Source organism: Holdemanella biformis DSM 3989 (assembly GCF_000156655.1).
In the GTDB taxonomy this organism is placed as follows: Bacteria; Bacillota_I; Bacilli_A; order Erysipelotrichales; family Erysipelotrichaceae; genus Holdemanella; species Holdemanella biformis.
Genome location: NZ_DS996841.1, coordinates 429,614 through 445,160 on the forward strand (window position 1 = coordinate 429,614; position 15,547 = coordinate 445,160).

The 15,547-nt window shown below is 43.4% G+C and carries 17 protein-coding genes; all 17 read right to left on the reverse strand.

Features of this window, described 5'->3' with window-relative positions:
• Window positions 1–8: 8 nt before the first annotated feature.
• Window positions 9–755, reverse strand: coding sequence for a CD1107 family mobile element protein (locus EUBIFOR_RS03605; RefSeq protein ID WP_003864570.1), 747 nt, complete (start codon window positions 753–755; stop codon window positions 9–11).
• Window positions 730–1,038 carry a DUF4315 family protein gene (locus EUBIFOR_RS03610; RefSeq protein WP_003864571.1) on the reverse strand — a complete coding sequence of 103 codons (309 nt, stop codon included), beginning with the start codon at window positions 1,036–1,038 and terminating at the stop codon, window positions 730–732. Before EUBIFOR_RS03610 ends, EUBIFOR_RS03605 begins: the two co-directional genes overlap by 26 nt.
• A 26-nt stretch (window positions 1,039–1,064) precedes the next feature.
• Window positions 1,065–3,308: a C40 family peptidase gene (locus EUBIFOR_RS03615; protein ID WP_003864572.1), complete on the reverse strand. Its 2,244-nt coding sequence runs from the start codon at window positions 3,306–3,308 to the stop codon at window positions 1,065–1,067.
• A 51-nt stretch (window positions 3,309–3,359) separates the two neighbouring features.
• Entirely contained in the window at window positions 3,360–3,818 is a 459-nt protein-coding gene (locus EUBIFOR_RS03620) for a hypothetical protein (RefSeq protein WP_003864573.1), read from the reverse strand.
• Entirely contained in the window at window positions 3,805–6,195 is a 2,391-nt protein-coding gene (locus EUBIFOR_RS03625; protein ID WP_040466128.1) for a VirB4-like conjugal transfer ATPase, CD1110 family, read from the reverse strand. Before EUBIFOR_RS03625 ends, EUBIFOR_RS03620 begins: the two co-directional genes overlap by 14 nt.
• 21 nt (window positions 6,196–6,216) lie before the next feature.
• Complete coding sequence (locus tag EUBIFOR_RS03630; protein WP_040466129.1) at window positions 6,217–6,606, reverse strand: PrgI family protein; 390 nt, start codon at window positions 6,604–6,606, stop codon at window positions 6,217–6,219.
• A gap of 22 nt (window positions 6,607–6,628) precedes the next feature.
• Window positions 6,629–7,501, reverse strand: a complete 873-nt coding sequence (locus EUBIFOR_RS03635; RefSeq protein WP_003864576.1) for a VirB6/TrbL-like conjugal transfer protein, CD1112 family — start codon at window positions 7,499–7,501, stop codon at window positions 6,629–6,631.
• Window positions 7,502–7,520: 19 nt separating this feature from the next.
• A complete protein-coding gene (locus EUBIFOR_RS12370) occupies window positions 7,521–7,652 on the reverse strand; it encodes a Maff2 family mobile element protein (RefSeq protein ID WP_425268504.1) in 132 nt (43 codons plus the stop codon).
• Between the two features lie 24 nt (window positions 7,653–7,676).
• Window positions 7,677–9,374, reverse strand: a complete 1,698-nt coding sequence (locus EUBIFOR_RS03640) for a recombinase family protein (protein WP_015521926.1) — start codon at window positions 9,372–9,374, stop codon at window positions 7,677–7,679.
• Window positions 9,375–9,400: 26 nt separating this feature from the next.
• Complete coding sequence (locus tag EUBIFOR_RS03645) at window positions 9,401–9,583, reverse strand: hypothetical protein (protein WP_015521925.1); 183 nt, start codon at window positions 9,581–9,583, stop codon at window positions 9,401–9,403.
• Between the two features lie 303 nt (window positions 9,584–9,886).
• Window positions 9,887–10,003 carry a putative holin-like toxin gene (locus EUBIFOR_RS13235; RefSeq protein ID WP_015543458.1) on the reverse strand — a complete coding sequence of 39 codons (117 nt, stop codon included), beginning with the start codon at window positions 10,001–10,003 and terminating at the stop codon, window positions 9,887–9,889.
• A 264-nt stretch (window positions 10,004–10,267) separates the two neighbouring features.
• The gene (locus EUBIFOR_RS03650) at window positions 10,268–12,175 is read right to left on the reverse strand and encodes an AAA family ATPase (protein ID WP_023843669.1); all 1,908 of its coding nucleotides are present in this window, start codon (window positions 12,173–12,175) and stop codon (window positions 10,268–10,270) included.
• A gap of 38 nt (window positions 12,176–12,213) precedes the next feature.
• Window positions 12,214–13,941: a MobQ family relaxase gene (gene mobQ / locus EUBIFOR_RS03655; protein ID WP_003864580.1), complete on the reverse strand. Its 1,728-nt coding sequence runs from the start codon at window positions 13,939–13,941 to the stop codon at window positions 12,214–12,216.
• On the reverse strand, window positions 13,941–14,306 hold the full coding sequence (locus EUBIFOR_RS03660) for a DUF3847 domain-containing protein (protein WP_015543456.1): 366 nt from the start codon (window positions 14,304–14,306) through the stop codon (window positions 13,941–13,943). The genes mobQ and EUBIFOR_RS03660 overlap by 1 nt, the downstream gene beginning before the upstream one ends.
• Window positions 14,307–14,506: 200 nt before the next feature.
• Complete coding sequence (locus EUBIFOR_RS03665) at window positions 14,507–14,737, reverse strand: hypothetical protein (RefSeq protein ID WP_003864582.1); 231 nt, start codon at window positions 14,735–14,737, stop codon at window positions 14,507–14,509.
• Window positions 14,725–15,291 carry a DUF3990 domain-containing protein gene (locus EUBIFOR_RS03670; protein WP_003864583.1) on the reverse strand — a complete coding sequence of 189 codons (567 nt, stop codon included), beginning with the start codon at window positions 15,289–15,291 and terminating at the stop codon, window positions 14,725–14,727. Before EUBIFOR_RS03670 ends, EUBIFOR_RS03665 begins: the two co-directional genes overlap by 13 nt.
• Entirely contained in the window at window positions 15,284–15,508 is a 225-nt protein-coding gene (locus EUBIFOR_RS03675; protein ID WP_003864584.1) for a DUF3791 domain-containing protein, read from the reverse strand. The genes EUBIFOR_RS03670 and EUBIFOR_RS03675 overlap by 8 nt, the downstream gene beginning before the upstream one ends.
• Window positions 15,509–15,547: the final 39 nt, after the last annotated feature.

The window sequence follows — 15,547 nt, forward strand, 5'->3', positions numbered from 1 at the left end:
AAGTTTATTTATTTTTCATTTTCTTCAAAATCTTCGTCTTCAGACTCTTCCTCATCCGAAATTTCTTCCAGTCCATCTGTTTCCAAACCTTCCGGCTGATCATCCTCATCTTCCTCTTTTTTAGGCTTATAGATCTTGAAGTAGTAGTAAGCTGCCACACCGCCGAGAGCCAAAATCAGGATTGTTGCCATTGCACCCATATTGGTTTTGGTAGATGCTGTTTTCTCCGGATCAACGGTAGCTTCCTTGTCTACATCCTCATTATTTGTTTCATCCAACACTACCTTTGATGTATCCGGCTGTGGTGTTACGACAGTAGAAGTGCTGTCTTTATCCAGAAATTCAGACAGATCATTCTCATCAATCTGGGATAACATATAGACATTCTGGGATGTGGCACTGCGGTCGATCACGATATAGAAAGTGTTATTATTCTTCGTTGTAACCGTAAGAAATTCCTTTGTGGAATCATCGGTAATGTCATCCTTGACTTCGCCATTTCCTGGTGTCGTAAAGGCAGTTCCCTTGTCTGTTCCATCTTCCGGCAGCACCTCACTTGTACTTGCCACCTCATCCTTTTTGTCATCTTTTTTCTCTTCTTTGTCTGTTGACTGCTCTGTCTGAGTTGTCTCTACTTTGGATGCCTCTGCTGATTCATCCACATAGGCAAATGCTGTGGTTGATGCTGTAAAAAGCATCATGACTCCCAACAACAGTCCTGCCATTTTCTTATTCATTTTCTTCCATTTCACCATTCTGATTTTCCTCCTTATTTTTTTCTGTGAATACAAAGGAGCCTGAACCTTCTTCGTCAGACTCCCTGCTTACCTGAAATTTAACTGTTCCACTCTGGATACCATCCAAAAGATCATATAACTGATCATTATCCATCTTCATACCACGGATGCACCTGATCATCTCATTGTCCTCTTCCTGCTTTAATGCAGCCTGGACACCTCTGAGATATTGCTGCAGATCCGCAATCTTTTTCTCTGTCTTAGCAATCTCATCCAGATATTTCTTAATCTTTTTATTCAAACTTTCACCTCCCTTCGTTCACCCCTTTATGGCAGTCTTCCAAAGCACATGAAGTGTTGCTGCCAGTAGGATGTGCTGATACTTGAGTAATGGATCGGATCTCCACAATGGATCATCATGTTGTTACCGACATAGATACCCACATGGCTTGCACCGGATGTGTTATACGTTCCCTGGAAGAAGATCAGATCTCCTGGTTTTGCTTCTCCCGGTGATACATAAGTACATACACCTCTTAATCCTTCCGCGGTCAATCGTCCATAGTTCCAGCCATTACCACAGTGGTTAATGACATAAGATACGAAACCTGAGCAGTCAAATCCGGACGGAGAGTAGCCACCCCATACATAAGGTACTCCCAGATATTTTTCTGCTTCTCGAATCATCCGGGCGAATTCTTCATCCTGCAGTGCTTCCGGTGGAATCTCATAACTCATTCCATTACCGCCTGATCCACTGGTCACATTGTTTACATCCCACAGATAATTTCTGTTTCCATAGGTCGTATTTAATGCATTGTAGATGATCAGCTGCTCCGCATTCAGATTGGCTCTTGCCACAGCATCAAAGCTTCCATTTGTCAGTGTCACATATAGAATCTTCTTAGTGCTTGTACTGGTAACCGTTACTTCCTGACTGCCATTGTCATCTGCGATATAGGCTTCCCAGGTCTGGTGTCCATGAGCAGAAGCGGCAGCATGGTTATCATAGTAAACGTCAAACTGCACACCATATCGTGCAAAGGCTCCGGTATCCTCAACTGTGTATTCCACACCATTCATTACTACCTTTGTTCCAATCGGCACAAACGGATTGGAAGCATCTACAGCAATGGTATGGTTTGCAGTTGGATATGCACCACTGGCAGTTGGACCTCCGGACCATACGCCACAACAGATTCGACAGTTACAGTATCCACTGGTCACTACCTGTCCCAATGATTCTCCGACTCGAACATTTCTGGTTTCTGTCACCGTTTCTGTTCGACCTTCTGTATTCAGATGATATTGTGCTTCAAAAAGAGCTTGCAGCTCGTTTTCAACATCTGCGTACGTCCAGTCCCCATATTTTGCGGTAAGATACGAGATAAGATGGTATGGATTATGGCCGATCTCAGCAATGTTGTACTGATACTCGTCATAATTCGGATGTCTTCGTTCCATCTCATTGATCTGCTGGTTCAAGGCACTTTCCAAAGTGGCATATCTGTTTTCAGCAGCATAGATATCCTCATCCGAACTTGGATACGTTGTAATACCGATCACAGATCCAGCTCCCTCGATAGAGGCACTGCAGCTCCCCAGGGATACCGCTATGACAAGAAAAAGAAGCGCAAAAATACCGATGCCTGCGAACATGGCACGATTACGCTTTATGATCTCTTTCAAGGCAATCTTTGCTTTTACCGTCATGTTCTCGACACCGGCAATGGTTGTTGCTCCACCCAGACTACCAGCGGATTTTCCAGCTCTGGCTGCCCGGTAAGCATCCTTATATCGTTTTTTCTGGAAGAAGCGATTATAAAAATGTCTCTTTTGTTCGGCTTTCTTCACCGATTCTGCATGTTTTGCTCCTTCCATACTTTCTGCAGAACCAAATTTCAGTTTCTTTTCTACGGTAGCCTCACGATAACCTCTGCGATGGGTTTTCACATCCGTTCGTTTACTCCGGATCTGAGCATGACGCAGACCACGTAACGCATCTTCTGTTTCACGCTCTACAAGTCTGGCACTTTCCACACCTGCATTTTCATCTGTTTCTTCCTCTTCGGAAATGACTGCTTTCATGCCAGATATAACAGTTTGTGTGGCAATGTATTTCCCGGCTGTCCCTCCCGGTTTCATACCAGCACCTTTCACCATCTGATTTCCTTCATCATCAAAGGATAATCTTCCGGCTTTTGCCTGTTCTTTGGTCATCTGTTTTTGCAACTGCTTCTTCCGAATAGATTTCTTTTGACTGTTCAGGCTGTTATCATCATCCGGGATTTTTTCATGACGATGCAGTTTCTTTCGATATCCAGATACTTTTTCTTCCGGTGTGACTTCAACTGTATCCTCAACAGTTTCCTGTCGGACAGATGATTTCCGGATTTTCTCCATCTGCAGTCGTTTTCCTTTTCCCGATTTTGAATCTTCGCCCTCAGTCTTTTTTCGTTCCCGTTCCGGAACAAATTCTTCTTTATTTTCCGGTCGCCCCCGACTCCTGTGACTGATATCTTTTATGCTGCCATCACGGAGATTTTCTTCTATCAGACCATCTCTGGTCATCTTTGCGACCTTTTTATCTTTGCCTTTAAATTCTTTTCCAGCTATAGGTCATCACCTCCTGGCACAACTTTTCTTTCTGTACTCATTCAGTTCCTGGCGTCCTATAATCGGGATACCAGGATAACCATCTGCCTGTGTCCTGATTGCTGGAGAGCTCGCCTGGATATGAAATACCCAGTTCAATTCACTCGGATCTCTCGGCCAGAAACCATTGATCAGCATAGCCTCCTTGAACTGATTGTTGTGCAGATGGATCTGGGTACGTTTATACAAAACTTCTTTCAGATCATCACTGGTAAGATGCGGATAGATTTTCTGTGCCGGATAAAAATTCCAGAATACCCAGTCAAGGATAATGTTCTGTGTTTCCAGCGGAAGTTCATACAGATGATGATCATCATTGACTGTATGAACACGGTATCCAGGCTGTGCATTTTCCAGATTTTTCATCTGAATGTAAGGATTATCCTGATTCCACTGCCTGATTCGGATCTTATCAATTTCCTTCATGCTTTTCCGCCTCCATTTCTTTCTCTCGTTTTTCAACTTCTTCCGGTTTTGTAGTCATCAAACTGTACAGCTTCAAGTTCTTATCGAACTTGTCCTTAAATGGAATAATTGTTGTTCCATAGAAAAGAAGTCCTTCTCCTTCCCCGGAATTCGTCACATAAGACAACTGATACGGGGAAATATTCAGCTGTTTTGCAAGGATCTGTCTGTCACCTGCAGCCTGGTTCAGCATCAGGATAAAATCACTGTTCTCAAAGATATTTTCAATTTCCCTGCTGGCAAGAAGATCTTTGATATTCTGGGTGATACCACTTGGAATACCACCCCATTTTCTGAATCTCTTCCATATTTCTACGGAATAAGCTGCTGTCTGTTCTTCTTTGAGCAGAAGGTGGAACTCATCGATATAGTACCTGGTGGATTTGATGCCGCGGTTGATCGTAACTCTGTTCCATACCTGATCCTGGACGATGAGCATTCCGATTTTCTTCAGCTGCTTTCCAAGTTCCTTGATGTCAAAGCAGACAATACGGTTATTCAGTTCCACATTGGTTCTATGGTTAAATACTTTCAGTGATCCATTTACATAGATTTCCAACGCTGTTGCAATTCTCTGTGCCTGCGGTTCTTTCTGCTTTCTGAGGCAGTCATACAGGTCACCAAGGACCGGCATATTTTCCGGTTTTGGATCTGCAAAGTACTTCTGATACACCAGTGGAAGACAGCGGTCGATCACTGATTTTTCCTCTGCTTCAATTCCATCCCTGCTTCCCATGATCAGCTCACATAAAGACAGGACAAAATCAGATTTTACACCAAGTGGATTGTCATCATCGGAATAATCCATATTGATATCCATCGGATTGATATAATCCTTACTGGTTGGTGAAATGTGTACGACCTGTCCGCCAAGTGCATGGACCAGTGGGTAATACTCACCCTCCGGATCTCCGATGATAATGTCATCCTTCGTAACAAAGAAAGCGTTGGTGATTTCTCTTTTTGCTGCAAAGGATTTACCGGATCCAGGCGTACCAAGGATCAGTCCATTCGGGTTTTTGAGCTTTTTACGATCCACCATGATCATGTTGTTACTGAGTGCATTCAATCCGTAATATAAGGATTCTCCTGTCATAAAAAGCTCCTGTGTCGTAAACGGAACAAAGATTGCTGTACTGGTAGTCGTAAGAGCCCGCTTGATTGGGATATGATTTACTCCCAACGGAACACTGCTCATCAATCCTTCTTCCTGCTGATAATCCAGACGTTTCAGCACACAGTTATATTTCTGTGCAATACCGGCCGTCTGGAAGATGGCATTATCCAGTGCCTGTTTTGTCTTTGCAGTATTTAAAAAGAGCGCTGTTACAAGGAACATACGCTCATTTCGTGACTGCAGATCTTCCAAAAGACGTTTGGCTTCTCCTCCATAAGTATTCAAATCCGATGGGATGATATCCATGTCGTATCCGGCCCGGACTGCTTTTTTCTGTTCTTCGATTTTCATACGGTTGATATCCGTCACTTTGCTTTTTACCAGCTTGATTGCCTTCATCTGATCCACAGACTGGACATGCAGGTTGACGATCAGGTTCTTATCGATATCCAGAAATTCTGCCAGCATCTTATCCGTAAGCTCCGGTGCCAGGATCTGCAGATAAGAGACAGCCCCGATAGTATTTCCCATGCGGAATGTATTTCTGTCCTTGAATACAAAACTGGTCGGTGCCACATAATCTTTGGTATTGAGTCCAGTACGGATCATGGAACCATAATCAAACTGGAAGTCTGCCATGATATCCGGATTGAAAGTCTCATATAAAATCTGCAGTCTTTCCACTCCATTCAATGGATAGGCCGGAACTCCAAGGATCTTGAAATTATTCAGGATATCTGACTCAATACGTTCCAGCTTTGGCTTTGCTTCCCGGATATTATCTGCTTCGATGGAGAAGGTGATATATTTTGATTTCACCAGTCCATTATTTCCTTTCGCCAGCTGCTGTTTCAGCATCTTGGCATATTCCATACGAACATCGTCAAAGGCATCATCCTGAGGACGGATCCGGATGACCTGTTCAAATTCTTTCATGCTGCTTTTATGATTGATAAAACTCAGCTGAAAATGGATACTGGCATCAAAGTAATTGAGGAAATCGCACCAGTTTTCAAAGATTGCATTTTTGTCCTCGTTCTGAGCCAGCTGATAGTTGATGTCATAGAAGCGGATACACTTAGAATACGTTTTTCCCTGTACCCTGCAGATTCCATCTCTTCCCATTTCCTTATAAGCGATCGACTGCTGGACGGACAGTTTTTTCTGCCTGCGTTTCTCTTCCTGCTTTTCTTTTTCTCTTTTCTGTCTACTTTGTTGTATCCGGTATCTGCGACAGTTTTCTTATTTTTCTTTTTTCGCAACCGTTTTTCCTCCTTTCGGTTTTCCTGCATCCGGAGACTGTCTGATCTGTTCCGGATCTGTCTCATAATAGTTTTCAGTTTCATATTTTCTGACGGATGGACGAAGAAACTTCACCCGGATCATATGCATCAGAACATCTTCCAGATGCATCCCGTCTTTTTCGTACATGGCAAATAAAAATGCCGGTAACATCAAAAGCACCATGACTGTTGCTGCATTACTGTTTCCCATCACATTACGCAAGAGGAAATAGCTTGGAATTCCCATTGCAGCACCTATACCGATACAGATCAGCTGTCTTTTGGTCAGGTTAAATGCTACTTTATTCTTTACCTTTGTTAAATCTTTTGGTACGCTGACATATGCCATGATTTTCACTCCTTCCTGTAATTTAGTGCGCGTTAAATATCGACTTACTTAAGGATGCCGTCTTAAAGAGGCTGTAACATAAGATCACTGTGTAAGCCATAACGCCAAATAATGAAGAGCTCAGATTATCTGAATACTGGATACCTGCAACAAGCACTGCATAGATTGCAACGCATACCATCATCAGAAATGCCTGGAAAGCCAGGGCAAAGAGTCCTCTGAAATAATTCGTGCCGATCTGTCCCCATTCTCTGTTACTCATAGTTGCGAATGGAATCGGCGCAACTGAGGTATATAGGTAAATCTCTATCATACGTCCATACATGATCACTGTGATCAGTACAGACAGGATTCTCATACAGAAGCCGGCGATAAGGGTTTCCAGCGCCAATACAACAAGTTCTCCGATTTCCATACTTTCCAGGGTTGCGGAAAGATCCGTCAATGCCGAAGAAATATCAATGGCGGTATTTCCGCTGATAACACCGGCCGCAGAATTAACTACGTGCTGGCCCACATCGAATACCGCCATTGTGATCGTAAATGTGTTACTCACCAGATATACAGCGATCCACATTTTTACGAAGTACTTGAAAAACATCCAGGTATCAATATCATGCATGTTGTTGCGCTCGGTCAGCATAGAAATCAATTCGTAACAGAGTACGAGAGTGATAATAATACCTGCGATCGGCATAATCACAGAATCCGATAAATTCCGGATCATACTGAATATGCTGCCGTTCCACCCTTGCGGGGTCTGTCCAACCTGGGTGGCAATCTCACCAGTCTTTTGATTGACATCAGTAAACATCGTGTCCAGGTTGGAAGTGATCATCCCGGTTAAGAGTTCCCTCATCCATTCCTCAATCGCATCAAAAATCTGACTGAACATGGATCTCTACTCCTTTCTCTTAACTAAATAATCCACTCAGAAGCGGGATCAGCTGTGTTCCGATCAGGATAACACCACCACCGCTCATCAGCTGTTTTATGTCTTTTATGAGAAAATATTTGCTCGAAATGAGCCTTGAAAAGATTAAAATAGATTAAATTTTGATAGATTTTTCTTATTTATGGGAGCCGGAACCTCTTTCGATGGTTCCAAGCTCCGGTATTGGTTTTAAGTTGAAATGAATTTCCATTGTGACCGTTTCAGGAGTACGGCAGTAATTTTCTGTTCCGTCTTTCTCCTGCGGTTCTGAGATAACGATTTTACTGATCAGCCGGTTCAGAAGATTGGCATCCAGTTCTTTGATGTCCGCATACTCGCTAATATCGTCAATCCACTGCTGGGACTGTGCATCCAGTTTTTCTTCCGTATTCAGCACACTCTCATTCTGGAAAAGTTCCTTTTTGATATCTGTCTGCTCCTTCTGTGTCTTCTCCAGCATCTTATCAAAAACAGATTCTGTAATCTTGTCATTGATAAGGTCATCATACAGTTTTGCAATCAGCCGGTCTAACGTTTCCAGGCGGTCTTTCTGCTTTGATACCAGCTTCTCCAGACTTTCCCTGTGTCCCTGTGTATCTTCCTCGCATAACTCCTTTACCCGGTTTTCCAGTTCTGTTCCGTCTCCGGTAACTGCTTTTGCACATTCCTGGATTCTGGTAAGGACTGCATCATACAGGTCATCAGCGTCCACCCGGTGCTGGGTACAATGTGCTTTCCCCTTATGGATATAAGTGGAACAGGTATAAACTTCATGCTGGTCTTTGGTGTGCGTCTTCTTCAACGTCAACGCACCGCCACACTCTGCACAGCGGAGTAATCCGGCAAACATGCTGTATTCTCCCTGTTCTGTCTGGCGTTTCCTGCCTTTCATCTTTGCCTGTACCAGATCAAATACATCCTGCGGAATGATTGCTTCGTGGGTATCCCTGACTGTGATCCAGTCCTCCGGAGCTTTATCTCCCTGATTGCCAATCTTGAAACGGTAGTACCTTTTCTGGGAAGCCATGTCACCACAGTAAACGGGATTCATCAGCAGGGATTTCAGATAGGATTCATCCCATACATATTTCCCATTTTCCGGGTCTTTCTTTTCCCATTTTGTGTAATAGGTGCGGAGTCCCCGTTTCCGGTGCCACCATGACGGGCAGGGAATCTGCTGGCGTTCCAGTTCTCTGGATATAAAGTTAATCCCATGACCGTCCACCGCCCACTGGAAAATTTTCCGGACAATCGGTGCTGTCTCGTCGTCAATCAGGAGATGTCCCTTTTCCTCCGGGTCTTTCTGATATCCCAGTGGTGGAACAACACCTGTAAACTTTCCCTTGGTTGCCTGCAGGTGATAGGACGCATGGACTTTCTTGGAAATATCTCTGGAATACATCTCGTTCAGCACGTTCTTAAATGGGGCAATCTCATTGTCTCCGGCAAAGGTATCCACATTATCATATAATGCGATATACCTTACTCCATGCTTTGGGAAAAACTCCTCCATCAGAAATCCTGTCTGTACATGGTTTCGTCCCAGTCGGCTCTGGTCTTTGGTAATTACAAGATTCACCAGTCCTTTTTCACAGGCTTTGAGAAGTCTCTGCAAATCAGGTCGGTCTGTGTTCAATCCTGTATAACCATCGTCCTGAAACACATCCACCACCTGCCAGCCCTGTGACTGACAGTAATTCACCAGTATGTCTCTCTGGTTGGAGATGCTGGCACTCTCTCCGGTCAATTCGTCATCTTTGGAAAGTCGGCAGTATACACCAACTCTCCAGGTTGCATTTCTTTCTATATTGTTACTCATATATCTGTTGTTCATCTGATACCTCCGTTACTTTGCACATCCTACGCAGATTTCAGATTACTGAACTCATAATCATTATACTGCTTATCTTTCATTATTGCAAGTTTATCTTTTGTTTTCGTGTCACGTATTTTCTGTGCGATCACCTCTGCAAACACTTCTTTTGCGTCCTGATCACCGTCAAAATATACTCTGATGTTGATAATTTTCTTCTTCACTGCCATTGTAAAACCTCCATTTTTTGCAAAAAAAGAGCAGCTAATCCATTTTTACAGATTAACTGCCCAGACTGTTGGTTACATATATTAAAATTTTTGTATTAACATTTCAGAAATTGGGGATATAATAAAGACAGGGATAAATCCCTGTCAGATGAACTGCATATTTTAATTTTCCCATTGAAAACAAGAGGAATGTGTGGTACATTTGTTATAGGAAAAGCACCCACTCCAAAGTGGATGCCGCCTGAGTTGACTAAATGGTCTTACGACCACCGCCTATCCTGTTGGCAGACAGGATAGGCATTTTTATTTCCTCTTGTTCTTCCGATCAAGAAAGGCAATAATCGCAATTAACAGGCTACCAAAAGCGATCAGTAAACTGAGTACGCCTAAGAATATTGAGATAATCTCATAAGCTGTCATATCACGCACCTCCTTTCTTTCATCTCAGAACCCCGAAAGGCTCCGGTCTGTAAATATCAGGAGGCAGCCACACCCTGTCACAGGTGCTTCCCCGTAACATTGCTGTTACCGGATAATCATACCATTATATCCGCCATATTACAATTCATTTTTGTTCCAGATTCACAGCAATCCTTATTCTGTATGGATACCTGCTATTTCCGTTTGATTGCCTTGCACCGGCAGACGGCAGACGGCAGATAGGGTATCTATAAAGCCTGCCGTTCACTCCAAAATTCTGCCGTCACCCATTCTCCCTTGTTTTTTTAATCGAATGGTATTTTCCTGCTTTTCATTCATCCGATAATCCAGTTCTTCTTTCATCCGGCTTCTGGCTTCTCGCATGGTTCTCTGGGAGATTCCCTGTGCTTTTGCCTTTTCATCCAGTTCCCGGATTGTGACTGCATTTCCGTCTGCAAGCAGTTCATAGATCAGTTTCGTTCCCCGTTGCAGTTTTGTTTCTGTCGGCTTTCCTTCCTTTCCGTCCAGAAGATCATCTGCGGAAATCTCATAAGCTCCCACCCAGCGGAATCCTTCTTCATCTCCAAGTTTAAATGCCATCGTCTCACCTGGAGGTGCAAGAGAACTTTTCTCATGGATCAGTACTCTTGTTGTCGGGTCTTTCTTTACTTTCCCGATAAAAAGCAGGCTTCTCACCGCCGCCATGATATCAATAGAACCAAGTCCCCGGTAAGTACTCTGTGTCCCTGAAGATTTATTCAGATGTCCGATCAGCACAATCGCACAACCGGTCTTTTCAGCGATCATTCCCAGTTTCCGGAATACCGGACGGACTTCATTTGCCCGGTTCATATCCACATCGGCACCGATAAAAGCCTGTACCGGATCAATGATTAAAAGTCTGACCTGATTCTGACGGATTGCTTTTTCAATACGGTCATCGGATAACGTCAATGCTTCCTCTGTATCATCAATGACCATCACCCGACTCAGGTCTGCTCCTGCTTCCACCAGCCTCGGCTTAATCGTATCTCCCATACCGTCTTCTGCAGTCTGATAGATCACATTAAAAGGTTCAATCTCTTCCATGTTCGGGAAAGTCTTACGGTTCGTGCAGGCTGCGGTCAGCATCATGGCAAAATAAGTTTTTCCCTCTCCTGGATTGCCCTGAATAATCGTCAGTTTTCCAAATGGCAGATAGGGAAACCACAGCCATTCTACACTGGTCTGTTCAATGTCTTCATAACACAACATCGGCACCAGTTCTTCCTTCTCCGGTACTTTCATTGTAACTGTTTCAATGATTGATTTCTTCCTGTCTGCATTTTTATCACAGAGGATTTCATTCCAGTCCTTTCGGGACGGTTTCAGACGGATGACACTGTATCCGTCCGGGATTTCTATTGCCAATTTCTCACTGGCTTCATTCCCTGCATGGTCATTATCCAGGCACAGGAAAACCGAAGTAATCTGAGGGCGTTCAGAAAGAAAAGCCATCAGTGCCGCACTGGAAATGCCACCCAGACTCAGGTAGCTCCGCTTTTTCCAGTCTTTGGGAAATAATTGGATAAAAGAAAGCAGATCAATGGCTGCTTCAAACACAAACAACTGATTATCCGTCCCTCTGTGACAGAATCCGTAAGATTTATCAGATTCAGCCACATCTCCCCGGTATTTTGTTTCACCAGTTCCCCTGCAATGGGCATATCTTGGAATACCGTCTGCATCTCTGCCAACAAACACCACATTATGGTGCTTCTTTTCTTCATAAATATCCCCACTGCCGATCCATTCCTCCACCATATTCTTTTCAATCCCTCTGTTTTCTGTCAGATATCTGATGATTCTATCATTATTTTCCTCTTTCTCTGGTAATCGGAAGTCAGGGGACGGGGCGGGGCAGGTACTGTTCCTGCCTTCGCCTTCCTCCCCGGTTAGCATCTTGACAGCTTCCGGAAATGTGGCATTGTAAAATTCCATCACAAAATCCACCGGATAGCCACCCCTCCCCTGACTGTGCCTGTACCACCGGTTTCCGGATACCGTTACACTGTCATGCTTTTTCCAACGGTATTCCTTTCCGCTTTTCCCTAGTTGTTCTCCCTGTGCGCTCAGAAAAGAAACAAGATCTGTCTGATTTGCTCTTATAATTTGTTCTTCTGTATACTGCATTTTGCTCATCCTTTCCCGTCTGTCCTGCTGACAGACTGTTATAAACTCATGTCATAGTTTCGCTTTTTCTTCACTGCCTGTTGTTTTGCATCACGCTCTGCACACTCTTTCTTTTTTTCATCCAGTTTTCTCAGAAGAGAGGTCTTCTTTTCTGGATTCTGCTCCGACTGGTTCAACGGCTGTTGCTCTGCTTTCCCGTTTTCTTCAAGAATCTCTTTCGCCTGAACTGTGTAAAATGTCGGGAACTTCACCTGCTTCTCCCTTTTTTCTTCTGAACGCCCGGAAGTATCTGCTTCTGCCATTTCCCGGTCACGTCTGGCAATATCCGCACAGCTCTGTACCTTTTTCACAAAAGTTAGTTCCTCCTGGTACGGCTGATTATCTGCTTTCAGCTCTTCGATCCCCGCCTGAAGTTCTTCTTTCTCCCGTTTCCATCTGGCAGTTGGCACTTTTCCATTTTTATCCAGATGTTGTTTCAGTTCCCGTTCACATTTGCGGTAATAATTGATTTCTTTTTTATGCTGCTGATAATATCTCTCCCGTCTTTTCTGAAAATAGAAATGGTTATACTCATCAATCAATGGCTGATTTGTTTTTATTACCTCTGCCATCTTTTCCAGATTCTCAAGTTCCTTTAACTGTTTCCGCTTTTCAGAAATTTCTTTTTTACTGACAGAAACAACACCGTTCAGTTCCTCAATCCGTTCCTGCAAGTCATCCATCGTTTCTATCTGATGTGTCTGAAGATAACTGATGGATTTTGCAAACTCCTGTAAATTGGAGAGATTCTTACCTCTCTGTTTCATCTCCGCATAAAAATTGGGAAGTGGTGGTCTGCCCTGTGTCTTTTTATCATAATAATCCTGCAGGCTTTCCAGCAGTGTCGGGTTCTGCCTGCGATCCAGCTCTGCTTTCATTTCCTCATAAGCTGTCTTCATCCACTGAATGGATTCTTTCAGAGAAATAAACATCTGGTTAAACTGCCGGATTGCCCGGTTCAATTCTCCGATCACCGTTTTGATTCCCTTTTTCTCCATTGCCCGGACTTCATATCCCTCATGGATGGTCGGGATCAGGTCAATCCCCTGTTCTTTGTAGGAACGGTGGTCGATTCTGGATGCCATGTGGCACTCCCTGAATTTCCCATTTACTTTCTCTGTCCATGCCCGCCGCCATTCTTTTAAAAGCTCCGGATCATTCCATCCGGTAGTAGAAACAGCATTGAACATATCTTTTCCTTTGGCATCCTTCACCCGGTTTCCATCCTCATCAAGAATATATTCCCTTCTCTGCTTATTGCCCCAGATTCCTTCCTCTGTAAAAGGACGGATTGGGACAAGCACATGGAAATGGGGATTATCCGGTTCTTCTTCATTTTCCGCTTTTCCCTCATGGACTGCCAGATCCACGATCATGCCACGTGCCACAAACTGCTCCTGGCAGAACTCTTTTGCCAGTCTGATATTTTCCTCAAGTGTCAATTCATTCTGCAGTGCAATGTCAAACGAATAGGCAAGCTGTGCCTTGTTGTTCCGTTCCACATGCTCCACCTCGTTCCAGAGTGTTTCCCTGTCAGTCAGACGCTCTGGCACATACTCCGGTGTCAGGATTTCTGTAAATATCACACCTGACTTGCTCGTATAATCGTGTATCTTGTTGTAATAACTGTCAAAAATCCTCTGCCCGGAAATATAGGCTGCGGAAGCGACCACCATCTGCCCTTTCCCTCTGGATACATTCCTTACTGAAAAATGATACAGTGCCATTAACTGTCATCTCCCTTCTCTGTCTTTTTTACTGCTTCTGCAATCTGCTGTTGATCTTTGTGTAAGGCGGCTATATGAGCCTGCCGCACAATACTCTTGTTGTAACTGCTGTTCTGCAGTTGATTCATCATGTCCTGGACGTCTTCCTGTTCCAGATCTCTGGACAGCGGAAATACTTTCTCAAACTCTGCCCCTTTGACAATCAGCCGGTGGGAACGTTCCCTGCGTTCTACCAGCTTCTTCCGCTGCTCCAGAATGTTTTTGTGGTGAATTGCTGCCTCCAGTTCCTGTCTGCTCTTTTCCATGTTGGCCTTCAGTTCCTCCAATGACATGGATTCATACTTTGGATTTTTTGCTCTGCTCATTTTCTTGTACTCCTTCTTTTTTCTGTAAACAAAAAGAACCGGCTTATTCATGAATGCCGATTCCTGGGTATAAAAAACTGAGGTCGTTGTCCTGTGATTAGGAAATGCTGACCTCAGCGTTTTTGAAATATTTAATTGTTGCTCCTTGGAATGAAAGTCTTTGTCACCATTGTCGTATAAATTTAAACTCACATCCCATATCAGGATTTCTTTAATTCTTCCATATACAGTTCAGCTATATATGCCGGACCAGTGCACCACAGCTTTGTCTTCTCATCATACAGTGCTTTTCCTGTCTTTGAACACAAAAAATCTGTCAATACCTCGTTTCTGTCCTTGCCTGTCTCTTCTGCGATTTCATCTGTCACCATAGTGATCAGAAGGTCGATTGTATAATTCATTTTTTCCTTTGGAATTGTTACTTCAGCCATATCTTCTCACCTTTCACAAATTTCAGACACTCAATAGCTGCCTCAGTTTTAAAGCAGTATTGATCTTTCAATTTATTCGGCAGCAACTGTCTGATACAGAAATCGTCTGCTACTTTATCACCTGCAGTCCCAAAAGCACCCGCAAGATAAGCGGTAAGAGTAGCGTTTGTTGCATCATCCGCAATCTTTCCTGCAATGATATCATATTTTGCCATTTCACGTTCAACCTCAATAAACATTTTTTTCTTTCGGTGAGCGGCGATACAATGTAACCAGTCCACATCTGCATTTTCAAAAATATGCGTTTCAAGATTTTCTGAAAGTTTGAATTCAAAAGTTGAAATATATCCAAACTTCTGCCCCTCTTCAATTGTTCCGGTTGCGATGGCTTTGGCTATTGAGGTTCTCAGAAAACTTTCTTCCTGTTCCTTTGATGTGGTTAAATAAAATCCCTGTCCAAAATCTTTTCTCTTTGCACATTTGGCAAGATCTGGCTCTTTTACTTCACAATAACTTCCATGATAGAGAACAAATCCATCTTTTAACTCAAGCACTAATCTCTATCCCCTTTCTTTGCAAAAATTCAGTAATATCTTCAAGCACAGCTTCATCGCCTTCACAATGAAAAATCCCATAGCATTTTTCTATATATCCAAGAACATCGGCTTCTTTAAACAAGTGGATAATCTGTTCAACAGGTAAATGCCACTCTTCTGAAGCAAGCCGGATTAGTCTTGTTTGCATAAAAGTAATCTCTGTTTTCTCACTCATTATGAATCCTCCTCATTTTCTTAGTCAGTAAAACCGGAA

Coding starts and splice junctions, on each gene's coding strand:
- EUBIFOR_RS03605 (WP_003864570.1), bottom strand. CDS start 755: ATGGTGAAATGGAAGAAAATGAATAAGAAAATGGCAGGACTGTTGTTG.
- EUBIFOR_RS03615 (WP_003864572.1), bottom strand. CDS start 3,308: ATGACCAGAGATGGTCTGATAGAAGAAAATCTCCGTGATGGCAGCATA.
- EUBIFOR_RS03620 (WP_003864573.1), bottom strand. CDS start 3,818: ATGAAGGAAATTGATAAGATCCGAATCAGGCAGTGGAATCAGGATAAT.
- EUBIFOR_RS03630 (WP_040466129.1), bottom strand. CDS start 6,606: ATGGCATATGTCAGCGTACCAAAAGATTTAACAAAGGTAAAGAATAAA.
- EUBIFOR_RS03635 (WP_003864576.1), bottom strand. CDS start 7,501: ATGTTCAGTCAGATTTTTGATGCGATTGAGGAATGGATGAGGGAACTC.
- EUBIFOR_RS03640 (WP_015521926.1), bottom strand. CDS start 9,374: ATGAACAACAGATATATGAGTAACAATATAGAAAGAAATGCAACCTGG.
- EUBIFOR_RS03645 (WP_015521925.1), bottom strand. CDS start 9,583: ATGGCAGTGAAGAAGAAAATTATCAACATCAGAGTATATTTTGACGGT.
- EUBIFOR_RS13235 (WP_015543458.1), bottom strand. CDS start 10,003: ATGACAGCTTATGAGATTATCTCAATATTCTTAGGCGTACTCAGTTTA.
- EUBIFOR_RS03650 (WP_023843669.1), bottom strand. CDS start 12,175: ATGCAGTATACAGAAGAACAAATTATAAGAGCAAATCAGACAGATCTT.
- mobQ (WP_003864580.1), bottom strand. CDS start 13,941: ATGGCACTGTATCATTTTTCAGTAAGGAATGTATCCAGAGGGAAAGGG.
- EUBIFOR_RS03660 (WP_015543456.1), bottom strand. CDS start 14,306: ATGAGCAGAGCAAAAAATCCAAAGTATGAATCCATGTCATTGGAGGAA.
- EUBIFOR_RS03665 (WP_003864582.1), bottom strand. CDS start 14,737: ATGGCTGAAGTAACAATTCCAAAGGAAAAAATGAATTATACAATCGAC.
- EUBIFOR_RS03675 (WP_003864584.1), bottom strand. CDS start 15,508: ATGAGTGAGAAAACAGAGATTACTTTTATGCAAACAAGACTAATCCGG.